This is a genomic window from Pseudomonas sp. NUPR-002 (assembly GCF_056322725.1).
On sequence record NZ_CM150476.1, the window covers coordinates 1686107 to 1707303 of the forward strand.

General features: G+C 51.5%; 19 protein-coding genes. All 19 read left to right on the forward strand.

Translation table 11 applies throughout. The features are described from left to right. The first annotated feature begins 40 nt into the window (after positions 1–40). The 19 genes from ACVWSC_RS07810 (at position 41) to ACVWSC_RS07900 (ending at position 21178) form a co-directional block, all read left to right on the forward strand. A complete protein-coding gene (locus ACVWSC_RS07810) occupies positions 41–2281 on the forward strand; it encodes a bifunctional prephenate dehydrogenase/3-phosphoshikimate 1-carboxyvinyltransferase (RefSeq protein WP_442112958.1) in 2241 nt (746 codons plus the stop codon). Continuing rightward, a complete protein-coding gene (gene cmk, locus ACVWSC_RS07815) occupies positions 2278–2964 on the forward strand; it encodes a (d)CMP kinase (RefSeq protein WP_442112960.1) in 687 nt (228 codons plus the stop codon). Before ACVWSC_RS07810 ends, cmk begins: the two co-directional genes overlap by 4 nt. A 125-nt stretch (positions 2965–3089) precedes the next feature. After that, positions 3090–4766, forward strand: a complete 1677-nt coding sequence (gene rpsA, locus ACVWSC_RS07820) for a 30S ribosomal protein S1 (RefSeq protein ID WP_045180061.1) — start codon at positions 3090–3092, stop codon at positions 4764–4766. A gap of 283 nt (positions 4767–5049) precedes the next feature. Then, on the forward strand, positions 5050–5349 hold the full coding sequence (gene ihfB, locus ACVWSC_RS07825) for an integration host factor subunit beta (protein ID WP_442112962.1): 300 nt from the start codon (positions 5050–5052) through the stop codon (positions 5347–5349). A gap of 17 nt (positions 5350–5366) precedes the next feature. Beyond that, entirely contained in the window at positions 5367–5606 is a 240-nt protein-coding gene (locus tag ACVWSC_RS07830) for a LapA family protein (RefSeq protein ID WP_442112964.1), read from the forward strand. A gap of 121 nt (positions 5607–5727) precedes the next feature. Then, positions 5728–7194 (forward strand): MBL fold metallo-hydrolase RNA specificity domain-containing protein, encoded by a 1467-nt coding sequence (locus ACVWSC_RS07835; protein WP_442112966.1) that lies wholly within the window; start codon positions 5728–5730, stop codon positions 7192–7194. A gap of 261 nt (positions 7195–7455) precedes the next feature. Next, complete coding sequence (locus ACVWSC_RS07840; protein ID WP_442112968.1) at positions 7456–8514, forward strand: LPS O-antigen chain length determinant protein WzzB; 1059 nt, start codon at positions 7456–7458, stop codon at positions 8512–8514. A gap of 152 nt (positions 8515–8666) precedes the next feature. Then, positions 8667–9629 (forward strand): IS30-like element ISPsme1 family transposase, encoded by a 963-nt coding sequence (locus tag ACVWSC_RS07845; RefSeq protein WP_442107591.1) that lies wholly within the window; start codon positions 8667–8669, stop codon positions 9627–9629. A 40-nt stretch (positions 9630–9669) separates the two neighbouring features. Further along, complete coding sequence (locus ACVWSC_RS07850; protein WP_442112970.1) at positions 9670–11112, forward strand: Wzz/FepE/Etk N-terminal domain-containing protein; 1443 nt, start codon at positions 9670–9672, stop codon at positions 11110–11112. Positions 11113–11543: 431 nt separating this feature from the next. Beyond that, positions 11544–12821 carry a Vi polysaccharide biosynthesis UDP-N-acetylglucosamine C-6 dehydrogenase TviB gene (tviB, locus tag ACVWSC_RS07855; RefSeq protein WP_442112972.1) on the forward strand — a complete coding sequence of 426 codons (1278 nt, stop codon included), beginning with the start codon at positions 11544–11546 and terminating at the stop codon, positions 12819–12821. A 58-nt stretch (positions 12822–12879) separates the two neighbouring features. After that, positions 12880–13905, forward strand: coding sequence for an NAD-dependent epimerase/dehydratase family protein (locus ACVWSC_RS07860; RefSeq protein WP_442112974.1), 1026 nt, complete (start codon positions 12880–12882; stop codon positions 13903–13905). Between the two features lie 100 nt (positions 13906–14005). Beyond that, the gene (gene rfbB / locus ACVWSC_RS07865) at positions 14006–15097 is read left to right on the forward strand and encodes a dTDP-glucose 4,6-dehydratase (RefSeq protein WP_442112976.1); all 1092 of its coding nucleotides are present in this window, start codon (positions 14006–14008) and stop codon (positions 15095–15097) included. Beyond that, complete coding sequence (rfbA, locus tag ACVWSC_RS07870) at positions 15094–15966, forward strand: glucose-1-phosphate thymidylyltransferase RfbA (RefSeq protein ID WP_442112978.1); 873 nt, start codon at positions 15094–15096, stop codon at positions 15964–15966. The genes rfbB and rfbA overlap by 4 nt, the downstream gene beginning before the upstream one ends. Beyond that, the gene (locus ACVWSC_RS07875; protein WP_442112980.1) at positions 15963–17072 is read left to right on the forward strand and encodes a DegT/DnrJ/EryC1/StrS family aminotransferase; all 1110 of its coding nucleotides are present in this window, start codon (positions 15963–15965) and stop codon (positions 17070–17072) included. The genes rfbA and ACVWSC_RS07875 overlap by 4 nt, the downstream gene beginning before the upstream one ends. A gap of 8 nt (positions 17073–17080) precedes the next feature. Beyond that, positions 17081–17770, forward strand: a complete 690-nt coding sequence (locus tag ACVWSC_RS07880; RefSeq protein ID WP_442112982.1) for a WbqC family protein — start codon at positions 17081–17083, stop codon at positions 17768–17770. Between the two features lie 33 nt (positions 17771–17803). Beyond that, the gene (locus tag ACVWSC_RS07885; protein WP_442112984.1) at positions 17804–18211 is read left to right on the forward strand and encodes a GNAT family N-acetyltransferase; all 408 of its coding nucleotides are present in this window, start codon (positions 17804–17806) and stop codon (positions 18209–18211) included. Between the two features lie 47 nt (positions 18212–18258). Then, on the forward strand, positions 18259–19764 hold the full coding sequence (locus tag ACVWSC_RS07890) for a lipopolysaccharide biosynthesis protein (protein ID WP_442112986.1): 1506 nt from the start codon (positions 18259–18261) through the stop codon (positions 19762–19764). Further along, the gene (locus ACVWSC_RS07895) at positions 19764–20657 is read left to right on the forward strand and encodes a glycosyltransferase family 2 protein (protein WP_442112988.1); all 894 of its coding nucleotides are present in this window, start codon (positions 19764–19766) and stop codon (positions 20655–20657) included. Before ACVWSC_RS07890 ends, ACVWSC_RS07895 begins: the two co-directional genes overlap by 1 nt. Further along, positions 20657–21178, forward strand: coding sequence for a serine O-acetyltransferase (locus tag ACVWSC_RS07900; RefSeq protein WP_476461724.1), 522 nt, complete (start codon positions 20657–20659; stop codon positions 21176–21178). Before ACVWSC_RS07895 ends, ACVWSC_RS07900 begins: the two co-directional genes overlap by 1 nt. Positions 21179–21197: the final 19 nt, after the last annotated feature.

The following is a 21197-nucleotide window of genomic DNA, read 5'->3' on the forward strand; positions in this document are numbered from 1 at the left end:
ATGAGTGGCATGCATGCAGATTTGAATAGGGTCCTGCTCCGTGGTTGAAGTCGTGGTGAACAAGGTCGAGCCGCTTATCGGGCGGCTGGTGGTGGTCGGTCTCGGTCTGATTGGCGGTTCGTTCGCCAAAGGCCTGCGAGAAAGCGGCCTGTGCCGTGAAGTGGTCGGTGTCGACCTCGATCCGCAGTCGCGCAAGCTGGCGGTGGAGTTGGGTGTTGTCGATCGCTGCGAAGAAGACCTGGCTGCCGCCTGCGTGGGCGCTGACGTCATTCAGTTGGCCGTGCCCATTCTGGCCATGGAAAAGCTGCTGGCGCGCCTGGCGCAACTGGACCTGGGGCATGCAGTACTGACCGATGTTGGCAGTGCCAAGGGCAATGTAGTGCGCGCGGCCCGCGAGGCGTTTGCCGAGCACCTGCCGTTCTTCGTGCCTGGGCACCCGATTGCCGGCTCCGAGCAGAGCGGGGTGGAGGCGTCCAATGCGGCGCTGTTCCGTCGCCACAAGGTCATCCTCACGCCGCTGGCTGAAACCGATCCGGCGGCGCTGGCCGTGGTTGACCGGCTTTGGCGTGCGCTCGATGCCGATGTCGAGCACATGCAGGTCGAGCGCCATGACGAAGTCCTGGCGGCAACCAGCCACCTGCCGCACCTATTGGCGTTTGGCCTGGTCGACTCGCTGGCCAAGCGCAATGAAAACCTGGATATCTTCCGTTACGCTGCCGGAGGTTTCCGCGATTTCACAAGAATCGCCGGAAGCGACCCGGTCATGTGGCACGACATATTTCTCGCCAACCGCGAAGCTGTTCTGCGCACACTCGATACATATCGCAGCGACCTCGACGCCTTGCGCGACGCGGTCGATGCAGGGGATGGGCACCAGCTGCTGGGTGTATTCACCCGCGCCCGGGTTGCCCGCGAGCATTTCAGTAAAATCCTGGCCCGCCGGGCCTATGTGGACGCTATGAACTCCAACGACCTGATTTTCCTGGCAAATCCTGGTGGCCAACTGTCTGGCCGAATTCGCGTACCAGGCGACAAATCGATTTCCCATCGCTCGATCATGCTGGGCTCCCTGGCTGAAGGCACCACTGAAGTCGAAGGCTTCCTTGAGGGTGAAGACGCGCTGGCAACCTTGCAGGCGTTCCGCGACATGGGCGTGGTCATCGAAGGCCCGCACCATGGTCGGGTGACCATTCACGGCGTGGGCCTCAATGGCCTGAAGCCGCCTCCGGGGCCGATCTACCTGGGTAACTCCGGTACCTCCATGCGCCTGCTGTCCGGTCTGCTGGCGGCACAGCCGTTCGATACCGTGCTGACCGGTGATGCCTCGCTGTCCAAGCGTCCGATGAACCGCGTTGCCAACCCGCTGCGGGAAATGGGCGCAGTCATCGAAACCGCCGCCGAAGGCCGTCCGCCGATGACCATCCGTGGTGGCCACAAGCTCAAGGCGCTGACCTACACCCTGCCAATGGCCAGTGCCCAGGTGAAGTCCTGCCTGCTGCTGGCGGGTCTGTATGCCGAAGGCAAGACGACCGTCACCGAGCCTGCGCCGACCCGTGACCACACCGAGCGTATGCTGCGCGGCTTTGGCTACAGCGTAAACGTTGATGGCCCGACAGCTTCCCTGGAGGCTGGCGGCAAGCTGACTGCGACCCATATCGAAGTGCCTGCGGATATCTCTTCGGCAGCGTTCTTCCTGGTCGCGGCGTCGATTGCCGAGGGTTCCGAGCTGGTGCTCGAGCACGTGGGCATCAACCCGACCCGTACCGGTGTCATCGATATCCTCAACCTGATGGGCGGCAACATCACCCTGGAAAACCAACGTGAAGTGGGCGGCGAGCCGGTTGCCGACCTGCGCGTGCGTGGGGCTAAACTCAAGGGTATCGAGATTCCTGAGCACCTGGTGCCGCTGGCCATCGACGAATTCCCGGTGTTGTTCGTCGCAGCTGCCTGCGCTGAAGGGCGTACCGTACTGCGTGGCGCGGAAGAGCTGCGGGTCAAGGAATCCGACCGCATCCAGGTCATGGCCGACGGCCTGCTGACCCTGGGTGTGAAGTGCGAACCGACTCCGGACGGCATCATCATCGATGGTGGTCCGATCGGTGGTGGCGAAGTTCATGGGCATGGTGATCATCGTATTGCCATGGCATTCAGCGTTGCTTCGTTGCGTGCTTCGGCGCCGATCCGTATCCATGATTGCGCCAACGTCGCGACCTCGTTCCCGAACTTCCTGGCACTGTGCGCCGAAGTCGGTATTCGTGTTGCAGAAGAGGGCAAGTCGTGAGTGTGAACGCGCCAGTCATTACCATCGACGGTCCAAGCGGCTCGGGCAAAGGCACCGTTGCCGGCCTGCTGGCGCGCGAGCTGGGCTGGAAGTTGCTGGATTCGGGTGCGCTGTATCGTTTGCTGGCTTTTGCTGCGGGCAACCATGGCGTCGATCTGACCAACGAAGAACTGCTGGTGAAGCTGGCTGCCCACCTCGACGTGCAGTTCATTGCCGCCGAGCCCGGTAAGCTGCAGCAGATCATTCTCGAGGGTGAGGATGTCAGCAATGTGATCCGCACCGAGACAGTCGGGGCTGGTGCCTCGATGGTCGCCTCACTGCCGGCGGTGCGCGATGCCTTGCTGCAGCGCCAGCGGGCCTTCCAGGAGGCGCCTGGGCTGATTGCCGATGGTCGTGACATGGGCACCGTGGTGTTCCCGGATGCACCCTTGAAGGTTTTTCTGACCGCCAGCGCCGAAGAGCGTGCTCGCCGCCGATACTTGCAGTTGAAGGCGAAAGGCGAAGATGTTAGTCTGTCGAGTCTGCTAGATGAGATTCGTGCGCGTGATGAGCGCGACACCCAGCGCGCGGTGGCCCCGCTTAAACCGGCGGCCGATGCGATACAGCTGGATTCCACGGAGTTGTCCATCGAGCAGGTGTTGGAACGCATCAAGAGCGAGCTCGCCCTGCGCGATATCGCCTGATGACCAGGAAGGCAGGCAGGGGCACCAGTCAACGTCCTGTCGGCTTTCCTTTATATGAACGAAACCCACATTGTCTGGAATGTGGCTGATGGGCGTATGTCTCGCCCTAATCTACAGGAATTAAAATGAGCGAAAGCTTTGCAGAACTCTTTGAAGAAAGCCTGAAAACCCTCAATCTTCAGCCGGGTGCAATCATCACCGGTATCGTTGTCGACATCGACGGCGACTGGGTTACCGTACACGCTGGCCTGAAGTCCGAGGGCGTCATCCCGCTCGAGCAGTTCTACAACGAAGCTGGCGAGCTGACCATCAAGGTCGGTGACGAAGTTCACGTTGCGCTGGACGCGGTCGAAGACGGCTTTGGCGAAACCAAACTGTCCCGTGAAAAAGCCAAGCGCGCCGAGTGCTGGATTGTTCTGGAAGCAGCTTTCGCCGCCGAAGAAGTGGTCAAGGGCGTTATCAACGGTAAGGTTAAAGGCGGCTTCACTGTCGACGTTAACGGTATCCGTGCGTTCCTGCCGGGCTCCCTGGTTGATGTCCGCCCAGTGCGCGACACCACCCACCTGGAAGGCAAAGAGCTGGAATTCAAGGTCATCAAGCTGGACCAGAAGCGCAACAACGTTGTCGTTTCCCGTCGCAGCGTCCTGGAAGCCGAAAACAGCGCCGAGCGCGAAGCTCTGCTGGAATCGCTGCAGGAAGGCCAGCAAGTCAAAGGTATCGTCAAGAACCTCACCGACTACGGCGCATTCGTTGACCTGGGCGGCGTTGATGGCCTGCTGCACATCACCGACATGGCCTGGAAGCGCATCAAGCACCCATCGGAAATCGTCAACGTTGGCGACGAGATCGATGTCAAGGTTCTGAAGTACGATCGCGAGCGTAACCGTGTATCCCTGGGCCTGAAGCAACTGGGTGAAGACCCATGGGTTGCTATCAAAGCTCGTTACCCAGAAAGCACTCGCGTTATGGCGCGCGTCACCAACCTGACCGACTACGGCTGCTTCGCAGAGCTGGAAGAAGGCGTGGAAGGTCTGGTACACGTTTCCGAAATGGACTGGACCAACAAAAACATCCACCCTTCGAAAGTCGTACAAGTCGGCGACGAAGTGGAAGTTATGGTTCTGGACATCGACGAAGAGCGTCGTCGTATCTCCCTGGGCATCAAACAGTGCAAGTCCAACCCATGGGAAGACTTCTCTGGCCAGTTCAACAAGGGCGACAAGATCTCCGGCACCATCAAGTCGATCACCGATTTCGGTATCTTCATTGGTCTGGACGGCGGCATCGACGGTCTGGTTCACCTGTCCGACATCTCCTGGAACGAAGTGGGCGAAGAAGCCGTACGTCGCTTCAAGAAGGGCGACGAGCTGGACACTGTGATCCTGTCCGTAGATCCAGAGCGTGAGCGTATCTCCCTGGGCATCAAGCAACTGGAAGACGATCCGTTCTCCAACTACGTTGCTGTCAACGACAAAGGCGCTATCGTCAAAGGTACCGTTAAAGAAGTTGACGCCAAGGGCGCTATCATCACCCTGGCCGACGACATCGAAGCCACTCTGAAAGCTTCTGAAATCAGCCGTGACCGCGTTGAAGACGCGCGTAACGTCCTGAAAGAAGGCGAAGAGATCGAAGCCAAGATCATCAGCGTTGACCGTAAGAGCCGTGTCATCAGCCTCTCCATCAAGTCGAAAGACGACGCTGAAGAGAAAGAAGCTATCCAGAGCCTGAAAGAAACTGCTCCGGAAGCTGCTGATACCACCATGGCCGCGCTGCTGCGTCAGGCAATGGCCAAACAGAACTAAGTTCTGCTTGGATAAAAAAAAGGGCGACTTCGGTCGCCCTTTTTTGTGCCCGTAAAAACCTCCCTCGAGGTAAAGGCATTGGTCTGTAGGAGCGGGCTTGCCCCGCGATGCAATCTGACAGCCAGACTGCAATCGCGAGGCAAGCCCGCTCCCACCTGGTTCCTCTGGCAGCAGGTCATACAAGATTCTTCGATTAAGTCAATAACCACCCTGTTCAAATCCCTCAGGTCATGCTAAAAACAATGAAGCAATGATCTAGCTGCTTGATAAAGAAGGGAAAAATATGACGAAGTCGGAGCTGATCGAACGTATTGTCACCCATCAAGGGCTGCTCTCATCCAAGGATGTCGAGCTGGCCATCAAGACTATGCTTGAACAGATGTCCCAGTGCCTGGCGACCGGAGATCGCATCGAGATCCGTGGCTTTGGCAGCTTCTCCTTGCACTACCGTGCCCCACGGGTAGGGCGCAATCCCAAGACTGGTCAATCCGTCAGTCTCGACGGCAAATTCGTACCGCACTTCAAGCCAGGCAAAGAACTGCGCGACCGCGTCAATGAAGACGAGCAGCATGAAAGCCAGTAATTCCCAGGGAGTGACTCATGCGTAATCTGAAGCGCGCCTTGGTGCTGCTGTTTGTTCTGGCATTGGCGGCATTGGTACTGTTTTTCGTGCTTGAAAATCAGCAAACCGTTGCCTTGGTCATGTTCGGCTGGTCGGCTCCGGCGATGCCGGTGGCGGTGCCTGTGCTGGTGGCCTTGCTAGTAGGGCTGGCGGTTGGTCCGTTGCTAGGCGCTTATGGTGTGCTGCGCAGTAAGCGTCGGTTGCGGCGCGCACCTTAAAAGAGCTTCTCGTTTCGCAGTGTTGAATTTTCCTACGCGCTGCGGCGGTTTGTCTGGCTTGGGTTCTTTGGGGGGTGTGGGAGCATAGCGCTTCTTTCCTCCAGCTTGGAGCATGCCTCTCATGAGGGGTTATCCTTTTCTGTCCCACCATGGTGCCACCCGAGGTGTCACCGGCTCTTGTCACCAACTTCACCTTGATGCTCACTGTAGCCTTCTTGTCGACTGCGGCCTGGAACAAGGCGCGGATGTTCAGTCACCCATTGATGGGCTGAGTCTGGGTTTTGAGATTCAGGGCATCGAAGCGCTGATCATTACCCATGTTCACCTTGATCACGTCGGCCGAATCCCGGCCCTGCTGGCCGCGGGCTTTCGTGGTCCGATTATTTGCAGTGAGCCTTCCGCTCGCCTGCTACCGCTAGTGCTCGAAGACGCTTACCGATTGAGCGTTACTAGTGAGCCGACAGAAGTGGCTCGCTACGTGGCGTTGCTTGAACGGCTCATCGTCCCGCTAGCCTTTGGTCAGTGGCATTCGCTTGTGCAGCGGGAAGCCGTCCACTGCCGAATTCGATTGCAACGTGCCGGCCACTTGCTGGGTTCTGCCTACGTCGAGTGCGACGTGCAAGATGTTGTTAACTCAAGTGACACGCGCATTGTGTTCTCCGGTGACCTCGGCGCGTCCAGCAACCCCTTATTGCGCGATGTGCAACCGCCCGAGCGCGCCGACATCCTCGTACTGGAAAGCACCTACGGCGATCGCTTGCACGCGGATCGCAGTCAGCGCCAGCAGCGGCTGGAGGCAGTCATTGATCGAGCGCTGAAGGATCAGGGGACGATCATGATCCCCGCGTTCAGCCTGGGTCGCACACAGGAGCTGCTCTACGAGATCGAAGACATCCTCCACCGCAAAGCCCTGTTGCGCCACGAAGAAGATGGCGAGCTCGATAGCGAGCTTGACCCCGTCAATGCCATTGACTGGTCGCAGCTTCCGATCATTCTCGACTCCCCCTTGGTCCAGCGAATTACCCAGGTTTACCGCGACTTGCACGCCTACTGGAACGATGAAGCACGGCAACGCCTGAGTCAGGGGCGCACGCCGCTGGGTTTTCGGCAGCTCATCAGCGTCGATAGCCACGCCAAGCACCAGCAGGTCGTCAACTACCTGAAAAGCACAGGGCGCCCGGCCATTGTCATTGCTGGCAACGGCATGTGCTCCGGCGGTCGTATCGTCAATTACCTCAAAGCCATGCTCGGTGACCCGCGGCATGAGGTGGTATTTGTCGGGCATCAGGTCAAAGGTACGCCGGGCGCCGTTATCCAGGCGAGCGAAGGGGCTGAGGGCTTTGTCATGATCGATCTGGATGCGCAGATGTATGAAGTGCGTGCAAAGGTCATCACCCTGGAAGGCTATTCCGGGCATGCGGATCAGGCGGGGTTGGTCGAATTTGCGATGGGTGTGAATGAGTCGGCCAAAGAGGTGCTGTTGGTGCATGGGGAGCGGAAGGCAAAGCGTCTTTTGGCTGAAGCGTTGCAGCAGCGTTATGCGCAGGCGGGGCAGGAGGTGAGGGTCACCATTCCCGGCCTTGGTTGACCGTTTGGCGGTGAGAAAATCGTTAGTCGGAAGTGATGGAACTTATTGTGTTTTCAGCTGCTCTATTACAAATTATTGTTCCGGGCCCGTGATGCCGGTGAACAGGAAGCGCAGCTCGTGAGCATATTGGCGAAATGCCGCTACGCTTCAGGGTTAAGCGGGTGACATCCGCTGACTCTGGGTGCAGGGAGCGGTCAGGCACGACCATGGCGCACCTTAAGTACGAATACAGTTAGACGGACCCAAGGAAAATTAGAATAAATGCGCAATGAATCTGAGCGCCGTGTTGCTGATGACGAGATTGATCTGTTTGAGTTGCTGGGGGGGTTGTGGAAGCAAAAGCTGCTGATCATTTTGACGACGGTGGTGGTGACGGGTGGTGCGGTGGCGTATGCGCTGCTGGCGACGCCGATCTATGAGGCCAAGGTGGTTGTGCAGCCGCCCTCGCAGAGCAATATTTCGCAGTTGAACTATGGGCGGGGTGGGGACACAGGGTTAGCCATGCTGTCGGTAAGAGACGTCTATGAGGTTTACCTGCGAAACCTTCAGTCTGAATCGTTAAGGCGTGAGTTTTTCCGCAAGGTGTACCTGCCGAGCTTGCCTGAAGAGGCTCGCAAGGGGTCGCAGGATGATTTGTACGGTAGATTCAACAGTGTCTTGACTGTCGCGTTGACCAGTAAAGATTCGCCAAATCGTTACTACGTCATGGCCAGCTTGCCTTTTGCGCAGCAAGCAGCTGATTGGGTGGTGCGCTTTGTGCAAATGGCAGGTGAGCAGACCAAGCGTGAAGTGATAAGGGATGTACGTGGTGATGCAATGATCAAGGCGAATAACCTTGAACAGCAAATCAACGCCGCCCGTGAGAGTGCGCGTAAGCAGCGGGAGGACCAGATCGTACAGTTGACAGAAGCATTGCGTATTGCTGATTCGATCGGTTTGGAAAAGCCTCCCATTATCTCGAATAACCTTTCGAATGAAGTCTCTGCTGGTATGGATGGTTCGCTTACCTACATGCGAGGCAGTAAGGCGTTGCGAGCTGAGATCGAGAACCTACGGAACCGAGTTTCAGATGACCCTTTCATCGTTAATTTGAGGCAGCGCCAAGAAGCGATCGCTTTCTACCGCTCTTTACAGATTGATTCCGAGGTGATCGAGGTGTATCGCCAAGATGGGGCGATCGAGTCGCCGGATAAGCCGGTGAAGCCCAAGAGGCTGATCATTGTAGTGCTGGGGGCTTTTTTGGGGGCGACATTGGGTGTTTTCGTTGCCTTGATTAGGCATGGTTGGGGTAAGCGGCATCGTAAAAGCACCTTTGCATAGTCGGTATGAAACGTTGCTAACGGTGGGGCATGGAGAAAGTTCGCAGTTGATGTCACCCTGAATTCATAGAATAAGTGCAACGTTTGAAACGATAGGCAGAGAGTCAGCCACCGGTAGAATCCAGGCTCTCACACCGAAGGATTCAAGCGCAGATGACTACGCATTACCGGCAGCTGACTCAGGGCCAACGTTACCAGATTGAGGCCGGTCTGAGCGCCGGAAAAAGCCAGGCAAGCATCGCGAAACAGGTTGGCGTACATCCCTCGACGATCAGTCGTGAGGTTCGCCGCAACAGCTCCCAGAAGACCTACAAAGCGGTTGCTGCGACCCATGAAAGTGATGCCCGTCGAGCGCAGGCGCGCAAGCACTGCAAGCCATTAACGTGGTTCAGCCATTATCTGCCGCTCTGGCTAAAACACGGTATGAGCCCGGAGCAGATTGCTCAGCGCCTGAAGCAAGAGCAGCCGGAGCGCGCGGTCAGTCACGAGTGGATTTATCGGTTTATCGCCACCGACAAACACGCAGGTGGCGAGTTATACAAGTATTTGCGGCACCGCAGGAAGCTGTACCGAAAACGCTACGGAAGCCACGACCGGCGCGGACAGTTGCGTAATCGCGTATCGATAACCGAGCGCCCTGCTGAGGTCGAAGCCCGCGAGCGTCTAGGTGATTGGGAGGGTGACACGGTGCATGGCGTAGGCGGCAATCTGGTCACGCTGGTTGATCGTAAAAGCGGCTACCTGAGCGCCTATCCGGTCAAGCGCAGGACGCGCCGGCAGGTAACGCGGGCGATCAATCTGTTGCTCAAGGGGCATGCTGTTCACACGCTGACGCTGGATAACGGGAAGGAGTTTGCCGGGCATGAACGCATTGCGCATCGGAGCCAGTGCCAAGTCTTTTTTGCAGAACCCTATTCATCCTGGCAGCGAGGCACTAATGAAAATACCAACGGCCTGCTCCGGCAGTATTTTCCCAAGGGCGGCGACTTCAGCAAGCTGACCGTCGAGGCGGTCAGTCGCGTGGTAACGAAGATCAATTTACGCCCGCGAAAACGCCTGGGCTGGAAGACGCCGTACGAAGTTTATGCAGGGGCGAGCGTTGCACTTATGTGTTGAATTCAGGCACAATGATGCTTGTTCGTTTCTTTGGACAGGGATGGTTCTGCTGGTTGTTGAGGCTCAGGATGCAGCCGTGATAACGAAGGCGCTGGCCCTGTCAAGAGTATGTTTTCTTCGACAGACAGGCACTGGTGTGACTAGCATTTCTCCTATCCCCCCCGTAGTACCTCATGATGAGATAGATGTTCTGGCGATGCTTCAATCGCTATGGCGGCAAAAGGTGTTGATTTTGGCCTCGGCATTGCTGTTTGCGGTGCTGGCACTGGTCTATGCCTATTCCATCACGCCTGAATATGAAGTCAGTACGATTCTACGACCGGTTGCTCTGAATGACTTGGACGCTTTGAATCGGTCGAAGGTCTATTCGCTTCCACCAAGCAAGGCCCTGGTTCGCGTCGGAGCAGCGCTAGATTCTTACGAGACGCGCTTGGGGTACTTTCGTTCCAACATGGAGTTGCAAGCGGCGTACAGCAAGTCTGGGCGTAGTGCGGAGCAGGCTTTCGAAGCCTTCAATCGCGATGCATTGAAGCTGGTTCAGCCGGACCCCAAAAAAACGGACTTGTTGAGCGCCTTTATTGGCTTGGAAATGCGTTACTCGCAGGGTATCAATGGGAAGGATGCACTCAACGGTTTGGTAAAGTACGCCATCGAAAGTGAGCGACAGAAGATATCTGCAGACCTCAAGGTGATGATTGATAATCGTGTCAAGGAGGTTGATGACAAGTTGGTTGCTCTGCGTGTCAAGTATAACGCGGGGAAAGAGGGGCAAATTGCTAGCTTGTTGGAAGCAGATAATCTCAAACGAGCTCAGCTCAACGACGAACTGAAAGCTTTGCGGGTACAACTCAAGTTGCGTCGTGAGGATCGAGTGGCTCAATTGAATGAGGCGATCTCCATTGCGCGATCTCTCGGTCTGAAAAAGCCTACGACCCCCTCGGCCATGGGGCGCAGCGAGGTTGAGGTCACTGGCAACGTCATTACTGAAGTCAACAATCAGCAATTCCCGCTTTACTTCATGGGGACGGATGCTCTGGAGGCCGAACAACAGGTATTGCGCAAGCGTGCCTCGGACGACTTTGTAGACCCACGGATTGCTCAAATCCGTAAGGAGCTGTTGCTTTTGAGCAACAATCGACAGATTCAGATGTTGAAGCAGCGTGAAAATGAAGACCTGTTTGTTAAGGGGATTGAAGCCCTGAGGGCGCAGCGTACTGAATTGTTGAACATACCTACGGATATGAGCGGCTTGAGCTTAGTCAGCATTGATCGCCTGGCTGTAGAGCCTGTCAGCCCTGTCAAGCCCAGAAAATCGCTTTTTGCCGCGCTGGGCGCGATTTTAGGTGGAGTCATTGGATGTATTATCGTTCTGCTACGTCTCGCATTCAAAAAGCGACGCCGTGAGCAGGCTCGTATCAGCTTATCGTCTGTGCCGAAAAAACTCGAAACCGAATTCACCTCGCCACCTGTCGTGGTGAGGTGAGGTACACATTCGGTATGTCGCTCTCTCGACTTGCGAGCCTGCCCAGAGGTGTTAAGGTCTGTTCAGGTTCAAGCCGTTAGCACACTAGGGTGTTTCGGTATGATCGAGACGACTAGGGAAGGTCGTGCAGCTCATGTAAACTCTAACGATCAGAATTGATTGTTACTGCTCTCGGGAGTCGTAAGCAGAAGGCATGAGGCCTATGGCTATCACTTTTTTAGGCTATGGGAGTCCCCTCAGTCATGCTGCCTTGCATCTCGGTCGGCTCAAGTGAGCTAAATTCAACCGCCCACCGTTCTCAGGTGAGAGGCGAATAGGGCACGTATATGCTGGGTGCAACGTCCATCTGGCCGAAGGGTCGGCCAAACTAGGACCGGGCTATCAACGCACCAGCCCTAAGTTTAAAAATCGTGATTATCTTGGAATGACTCATGCTCTCATTGAAAGACATCAAACTCGCTGTGATTGGTCTTGGCTACGTTGGCTTACCGTTGGCCGTTGAATTTGGTAAACAGCGTAACGTTGTCGGGTTTGACATCAATCAGGCGCGCATCGATGCCTTGAATGAGGGGCACGATGCAACGCTTGAAGTCAGTGATGAAGAACTGCTAGAAGCCAAAGGTCTTCAATACAGTGCAAATCTGGAAGATTTGCGAGGCTGCAATACCTTCATCGTGACCGTGCCAACGCCTATTGATGAGTACAAGCAACCTGATCTTACGCCGTTGATTAAAGCTTCCGAAACGATCGGTAAGGTACTCAAGCAGGGCGACATCGTGATTTATGAGTCGACTGTTTATCCTGGCGCTACAGAAGAGGATTGTGTACCTGTTCTGGAAAGGGTTTCTGGCTTGGCCTTCAATCGTGACTTCTTTGCGGGATACAGCCCGGAGCGCATCAACCCGGGTGACAAGGAGCACCGGGTCACTACGATCAAGAAAGTGACTTCAGGTTCTACTCCAGCGGTAGCCGATCTGGTCGACGATTTGTATCGTGAGATCATTGTTGCTGGTACGCATAAGGCCAGTAGCATCAGGGTGGCTGAAGCGGCCAAAGTGATCGAAAATACCCAGCGTGATCTTAATATTGCATTGATCAATGAGTTGGCAGTTATTTTTAACAAAATGGGTATCGACACCGAAGCAGTGTTGAAAGCTGCAGGAACGAAGTGGAACTTCCTTCCCTTTCGACCGGGCCTTGTTGGCGGACACTGCATAGGTGTCGACCCTTATTACCTGACGCATAAAGCGCAGAGTATCGGCTATCATCCGGAAATTATACTGGCTGGCCGCCGTCTGAATGACAGTATGGGAGCATACGTCGTTTCACAACTTGTCAAAGGTATGGTCAAAAAGCGTATTCATGTCGATGGTGCGCGAGTTCTGATTATGGGGTTGACGTTCAAAGAAAACTGCCCAGATCTGCGCAATACTAAGGTTGTGGATATTGTCAAGGAGCTGCAAGAGTACAATATCCAAGTGGACGTTCATGATCCATGGGTCAGTGTTGAAGAGTCGCAGCACGAGTATGGTATTACTCCGGTTCAGATGCCTCAAACAGGGGCCTATGACGCAGTGATCCTGGCTGTTGCCCATCAGCAGTTTAAAGACTTGGGCGTTGAGAGCATTCGTGCACTAGGAAAGGCTCAGCATGTACTGTACGACTTAAAGTATCTGTTGGCAGCAGAGGATTCTGATCTGCGTCTGTGATCCACACGTGGAGGCGCTACGCGCCTCCAGCCCTATCTTTCCTATGTGGTGTACCTCCATGACTGCTTACCAAGTCCTTGTCGAAGCTTTGCCTCGCGCTCCTCGAACCTGGTTGATCACCGGCGTAGCTGGCTTCATTGGCTCAAACCTGTTGGAAACCTTGTTGAAGCTCGATCAACGGGTGGTTGGGCTGGATAACTTTGCTACTGGGCATCAACGCAATTTGGATGAAGTCCAGAGTCAAGTATCGCCGGAACAATGGTCAGCTTTTAAATTTATTCAGGGTGACATCAGAAAGCTGGAAGACTGCCAGCTTGCATGTGCTGGTGTGGAATATGTTTTGCATCAAGCAGCCTTGGGGTCTGTACCGCGCTCCATTAACGACCCAATCACGACTAATGGGACCAATATTGACGGTTTTTTAAATATGTTGGTCGCTGCCCGAGACGCAGCAGTTACAAGTTTTACTTATGCTGCAAGCAGTTCTACCTACGGGGACCATCCTGGCTTGCCGAAGGTCGAAGACACTATTGGTAAGCCGCTTTCACCTTATGCCGTTACTAAGTATGTAAATGAACTATATGCTGAGGTTTTTGCGCGGACTTATGGGTTCAAAACTATTGGTCTTCGTTATTTCAACGTGTTTGGTAAGCGTCAGGACCCCAACGGAGCTTATGCGGCTGTGATACCCAAGTGGACTGCTGCAATGATCAATGGTGAGGATGTCTTCATCAATGGTGATGGCGAGACCAGTCGCGATTTTTGCTACATAGAGAACACAGTTCAAGCGAATCTGTTGGCAGCGACAACAACCTGCGAAGCAGCACGTGATCAGGTTTACAATGTGGCAGTGAGTGGTCGCACTGATTTGAACCAGCTTTTTACTGCTTTGCGTCAAACATTGAATGAAAATGGCGTCAGCTATGCCAAGGACCCGGTATACCGGGATTTCCGTGCAGGTGATGTGCGTCATTCACAGGCCGACATTGGCAAAATACGTCGATTGCTTGGTTACGACCCACAGTTTGATATCACCAGAGGTATCGTACAAGCGATGCCTTGGTATATTCGGTTTTTGAAATAATAGCCAAATCATCTGAGGGCGCATTGTTTCGATGTCTCTCTGGTTCAGTTCCCGCACTTGCTGTGGGGCTGTTGAGTAAAGTCTGGATTATCTTTAACACATGAAAATACTTGTCACTGGTGGCGCAGGTTTTATCGGATCAGCGGTGATCCGTCATATCATATGCAATACCACTGAGAGCGTAATAAATCTCGATAAGCTGACCTATGCAGGCAATCTTGAGTCATTAGTCGACGTGGCTGATAGCGAACGCTATTGCTTCGAACGGGTAGATATATGTAACCGTTCTGAGCTGGATAGAGTTCTTCAATGTCATCAACCTGATGCGGTGATGCACCTCGCCGCTGAATCTCATGTTGATCGCTCAATCGATGGCCCAGCTGCCTTTATAGAGACGAATATTGTTGGCACCTACACTCTCCTTGAGGCGGTACGAGCGTACTGGCAGAATTTGGATGAAGAGCGCAAGACACACTTTCGTTTTCATCACATATCGACCGATGAAGTGTACGGTGACCTGGAGAAGCCTGATGAGTTCTTCACAGAATCAACTCCTTATGCCCCGAGTTCACCATACTCAGCAAGTAAGGCTAGTTCCGATCACCTCGTCCGTGCTTGGCGTCGTACGTACGGTTTGCCAATACTTATTACTAACTGCTCTAATAACTACGGCCCTTACCATTTTCCAGAAAAACTTATCCCGCTGATGATCCTTAACGCACTTGAGGGTAAGCCGTTACCTGTATATGGCAAAGGAGATCAGGTGCGCGACTGGCTGTTCGTCGAAGATCATGCGCGTGCTTTATATGCAGTGCTGAGCCGTGGTGAAATTGGTGAAACGTATAATATCGGCGGCCACAACGAGCGGCGTAATATCGATGTAGTTTATACCCTATGCGATCTCTTGGATGAGATGTGCCCAACAGCACAAAACCCCTCAACTAAGCACCTGACGAGCTACTCAGCATTAATAACCTACGTGGAGGACCGCCCAGGTCATGATCTACGTTACGCCATCGATGCAAGTAAGGTTGAAAGTGCGTTGGGGTGGGTGCCTGAGGAAACTTTCGAGTCAGGCATCCGCAAGACTGTCCAGTGGTACCTGGACAATTTGACTTGGTGTGGGCGTGTTCAGGATGGCAGCTATCAGCGAGAGCGTCTTGGTGCACAGGCTCAAGGAGCAGTAGTATGAAAGGTATTGTATTAGCCGGAGGCTCTGGCACTCGTTTATACCCTATCACCAAAGGGGTATCGAAACAGCTTTTGCCAATCTATGACAAACCGATGATTTACTATCCTTTGTCTGTACTAATGTTGGCGGGTATTCGAGATATTTTGCTGATTAGTACCCCCGAAGACATGAGCGGCTACAAGCGTCTACTGGGCGACGGTAGCGATTTCGGAATCCGTCTGAGTTACGCATTGCAACCAAGCCCGGACGGACTTGCCCAAGCCTTTATAATAGGTGAGGAGTTTATTGGTCAGGACGCGGTATGTCTGGTCCTAGGGGATAATATTTTCTACGGTCAAGGTTTCACGCCTATGTTGCGTCAAGCCGCTCAGCGCCTTACTGGCGCGACTGTATTTGGCTATCAAGTAAAAGACCCAGAGCGTTTTGGAGTGGTTGAATTTGACGCGCAGAAACGGGTTGTATCCATTGAGGAAAAGCCGTTAAAACCGAAATCACATTTTGCTGTAACAGGACTCTACTTTTACGACAACGATGTAATAAGAATTGCAAAAAATGTCCGCCCTTCCGCTCGAGGCGAACTGGAAATTACCAGCATCAATCAGGCTTATCTCGAACGAGGAACTCTTAATGTGGAGTTACTTGGCCGTGGTTTCGCTTGGTTGGATACAGGGACGCACGAAAGTCTGCTGGAAGCGGGTCACTTTGTTGAAACTATTGAAAAGCGTCAAGGTTATAAAGTTGCTTGCTTGGAAGAAATTGCTTTTAACAATGGTTGGTTACAAGCAGATGACCTTCGACGTGTAGGGGCATCACTTAGCAAAAATAGTTATGGTCAGTACCTGTTGTCGCTGACTGAGGAGTTGACATGAGTGACAAGCCGGTTTTCGTAACGCAGCCATACCTACCGCCATTGGAAGAGTTTATTCCCTATCTGGAGAAGATTTGGGATACAAAGACGCTTACAAATGGAGGGCCGATGCACCAGAAACTGGAGAAAGCACTCTGTGATTACCTTGGCGTTGAACACGTCGCTTTGTTCAATAATGGCACTATTGCGCTCCTGACTGCCTTACAAGCGCTAAGAGTTACAGGGGAGGTGATTACTACACCTTACTCCTTCGTTGCTACTGCGCATTCTTTGTTGTGGAATGGCATTAAGCCAGTTTTTGTAGACATTGATCCGAAAACCTTGAACTTAGACCCGGAAAAAGTAGAGGCAGCAATCACACCTCAGACTACTGCGATCATGCCGGTACATTGCTATGGGAATCCTTGTGATGTACACGCATTGCAGCAAATAGCAGATAACTACCATTTGCGTATTATTTATGATGCCGCTCATGCGTTTGGCGTGAGGGATTCAGGTGGAAGTGTCCTTCGTCATGGTGATCTAGCGGTTCTGAGCTTTCATGCCACAAAAGTTTTTAATACTTTTGAGGGGGGGGCAATTATTTGTCCTGATGCAAAAACGAAGAAGCGGATTGATCAGCTAAAGAACTTCGGGTTTGTGGATGAGGTGACTGTTGTTGCTCCTGGTATCAACGGTAAGATGAGTGAGGTTAATGCGGCTTTTGGGTTGTTGCAACTACAACATATCGATCATGTGATCGCGCGCCGCAGAGAAATTGATCGGCTTTATAGAGAAAAGCTCAGTGCCGTAAAAGGTATTCGCTTGGTTGATCAATTAGACGGGGTTGTAAGTAATTATTCGTATTTCCCGATATTGGTTGAGCCCGGGTACTCCCTGACTAGAGATGAGCTATATGAGAAGCTAAAGTTTAACAATATCTATGCTCGCCGGTATTTTTATCCTTTGATAAGTGAGTTTCCGATGTATCGCGGAATGAAATCCGCAGAGTCTAAGAATCTACCAGTAGCAAGCAGGGTGGCCCAAGAAGTGATTTGTTTGCCCATTTATCCTGATTTGAATGAAAGGGACTTTAACGAAATAATTGAAATTATCACTGCGGGTTGACTTGAATTATGAAATTAGCAGTTATGCAGCCCTATTTGTTTCCCTATGCAGGATATTTTAAGCTGCTTGCGCAGGTGGATAGGTTTGTATTTTTTGATGATGTCAACTATATCAACAGAGGTTGGATTAATCGGAATAGGTTAATTCTCTCTGGGGAAATTCGCTATTTTACTGTTCCATTGTTAAAGGCTAGTCAGAACTTAAAGATCAATCAGATTGCCGTCCAGGATCGGACTTTGTGGGAAAGGAAGATCCTTGAAAGCGTTCGCCAGTCATACGCGAAAGCGCCAAATTTTGCAGATGTATTTGACTTGATGCGTGATGTGTTTTCGTGTGATGCGGAAAGCATTGCAGATTTAGCCAGGGTTAGTATTGAAAAGTCTTGTGAGCGCTTGGGCTTAGGCGTTGAGTTTGTGAAAACATCAGCAGTCTATGCCAACGCAGACCTTAAAGGGGCTGAGCGCATACTCGATATATGTCGAAAAGAAGGCGCTAATGAATATATGAATCTTCCTGGTGGGAGAAGCCTTTATGATGAGCGTCAGTTTTCTGATAATGGTATCCGCTTGGAATTCTGCTCCTCTGATTTGCCAGTGTACACGCAATTTCAGGAAGCGTTTGTACCAGGTCTTTCTGTTATAGATATGATGATGTTTAATGACTTTGATGAATGTGGGAGGCTTTTGATTAAGTCATGATCTGAATTTAACTCTATTGGGCTGGAGGTGGTAATGGAAGATTTGTTTGCAATGATCGAGTCAGAGCAGGCGCGCCAAAGCGATCGATTGATTCAAGGGGTGTCGCTTGAGCAGTACTTTCAAAAGATTGAGTCCAATGCAGAATTCCTAGTTCATAGAATTTCAGGGGAGACTGCGGGGTTTGTTGCGTTTTATTGCAATCAGCCGGATGCGGGCGTTTGTTTTATTACCATGGTGTTAACAGCTCAAGAGTTTAGAGGTAAAAAAGTTGCAGGTGCTCTTTTAGATGGAGTTATTTCGCTTGCTCGTGCAAGAGGGTTTTCCAAGTGCGAGCTAGAGGTTAGGAGAGATAATTACCCAGCGATTGCCCTATATTCAAAGCATGGGTTCACTTTTGTCGATACCGATAGTGATCAAAGGAAGATGATGTTCTTGCTCTAGGTAGCGTCTGTTGGGTTTGGCTGGTTAATAAATTAAGGCGTCTGGCTGTGTCTTTGAAAAAGAATATTCTCGCCAATTACATAAGTCAGCTGTATGTAGCTGTTATTGGCATTGTAGTTCTACCTCTTTATATTAAGTATATGGGGGCAGAGGCTTACGGTCTCGTGGGCTTTTTTACGATGCTACAAGCCTGGTTCGCGTTACTAGACCTGGGGTTGACACCGACGATCGGACGCGAAACGGCGAGGTTGCGAGGGGGGGTAACAACCGCTTTGGCATTTCGTCAATTGCTTCGAGCTTTGAATGTTTTGTTTGTTTCCATGGCTGTAATTGGCGGTGGGATTTTATGGATGCTTTCTCATACTATTGCCAGCAAGTGGCTGCATGTTGGATCACTGGAAGTAGAGGATGTGGTTCAGGCTGTGCATATAATGATATTTTGTATAGCACTGAAGTGGTTGGGGGGGATTTATAGAGGGGTGATCAGTGGTTCTGAACGCCTGGTTTGGCTCAGCAATTTCAATATAGTCATAGCGACCTTTAGATTTGTCGCAGTTTTTGGGACTATGTCAGTTTTCGGTTTTACACCTAAGGTTTTTTTCTATCATCAATTGATTGTGGCAGTTTTTGAGTTGGCTGGATTGTTTGTAATGAGTCGGTATTTACTACCTGCTCTTGATCAGCACAGTCATCCGGTAGGCTGGAGTTTCCGTCCTATTCTACCAGTGCTAAAGTTCTCATTAAGTATTGCATTTACCTCTTCAGTTTGGATACTGGTGACACAGACAGATAAACTTATTCTATCTGGTATTTTGCCTCTAGCAGAGTACGGCTATTTTTCACTAGCTGTTTTGGTGGCTGGAGGAATCATGATTATAAGTGGACCTATCAGCAATGCATTGCTACCACGGATGGCGAGGATGCATGCAGAGGGTTCGAATACTGATTTGATAAATCTTTACCGAAAATCTACCCAACTGGTGGCGGTATTAGCCGGTGCCGCATCTGTCACAATTGCATACTGCGCTGAGCCGCTTTTATTTGTATGGACAGCAGATCAGAAGCTCTCTGAAAGCACGGCTCCGATACTTAGGCTTTATGCAATTGGTAATGGTATTTTAACACTTGGTGCGTTTCCCTATTATCTCCAATATGCAAGGGGAAACCTCAAGTATCACCTGATTGGTAGCGGCTTGATGGTTTCTTTGCTGATTCCAATTATTGTATTGGCGGTTAATAATTTTGGCGCCGTTGGTGCAGGGTATACTTGGCTTGGTTTGAATTTGTTTTTTTTGCTTTTTTGGGTCGGGTATGTGCACCAAAAATTAGAGCCGGGATTGCATTTACAATGGCTTTTTAAAGACTGCTTAGGAATAGTTGTCGGGCCGATACTAATACTTTCCCCATTGATATGGATTAATGTCAGTTTTCAAGAGCGCTGGCAGACATTGATGTTTATTGCTGGCGTCAGTACTGCTGCTCTGTTAGCCGCAGTCGTTTGTTCTGATTGCTATCGCGAAATGCTTCGCAATCGGTTAAGGAGATGGCTCTAATGCCTGGAATAAAAAAAGTTTCCGTGTGCGTGATGACTTACAATCAAGCGCAGTACATAGGGCAATGCTTGCAAAGTCTCGTCGATCAAGAAGTAAATTTTGATTACGAGATCCTTGTGAGCGATGACGCTTCCAGTGACAGCACCCCGGACATCGTTAGAGAGTTTCAGCTAAAATATCCTGAGTTGTTCAGGGTGTTTTTGCATGAAACTAATAAGGGGGTGAGTGATAACTATCATTTTGTTCACCAGCAAGCAACGGGGCAGTATATCGCACATGTGGATGGTGATGATTACTTTCTGCCAAATAAGCTTCAGAAGCAGGCCGACTTTTTAGATGAAAACTCACAGTTTAATATTGTATGGCATCGTATGCTGGTAGAGCTTCCCGATGGGACTTTACGTAAGGAGAGTGACTCCGAAGGTTTAGATAGTATTTACACGGGAAGCTATGGGCGATCAGAAATTATTCAGTTTATCGCAGTGGGTGCAAATAGTTCAAAGATGTATAGAAAGTCTGTCCGAGACTTCGAAGATCCGGGTTTTGATGCTGTAGATTATTATGCAAATGTTGAGCAAGTAGGCGATGGTTATGCTGGGTTCGCATGCACGGAGCCTTTAGGGGTCTATCGTTCAGGTATAGGTATTTCTTCAGTTGGTTCTAAAACGCGGGAAATTCTGTACAAGTGTTTTATATTTTTCTCGAAAAAATATCCTGAATACAGGCTGCAGGTCAATACCGCTGCGTTAACCTACCTAGTAGCTGATATGAAAAACAGGAGAAGTACCTGGCCGATGTTCCTCAAAGCGTACTTTAAGACCTTTCATCCATTATCAGTATTTAACTTTGTTAAGTCTTTACGGTTCATTAGCAAGCTGAAGGTTAGGAAGTAATGATGTTTGATAATATTTCTAGGGATTTGAAGCGTTTTGCTGGTGGTGGGGGTATGGCCAGTATGATTAAAACATGCCTGATAAGCCATAGCTTTCATCTTGTTGCTGTCTATCGCATGGGGGTGGTTCTATCTAAGGTTCCGCTGATAGGTTTGTTGTTTCGAGTGATGATTGAGTACTTTATAAGGGTGGTGTATGCAAGTGATATATCTCTCCGCTCTAAAATTGGGCCTGGCCTTATTATTATGCATCGGCATGATATCGTGATAGGTAGTAGTGTCGTAATTGGTGAGAATTGTAAGATTTTAAATGGTGTTACATTTGGGAATAAAGATACTGAGTCGGATATTAATCAGCAGCCTCTTATTGGAAGTGGGGTTGTCGTGGGTACTGGCGCTAAAATTCTCGGTGGGCTTGTAATTGGTGATAATGTGAGAGTTGGAGCAAATAGCGTCGTGACAAAAGATGTTCCTTCTAATGTTGTCGTTGCAGGGGTTCCGGCCAAAGTCATCCTGAAATAGTGATTTTATGAGGTAGCCG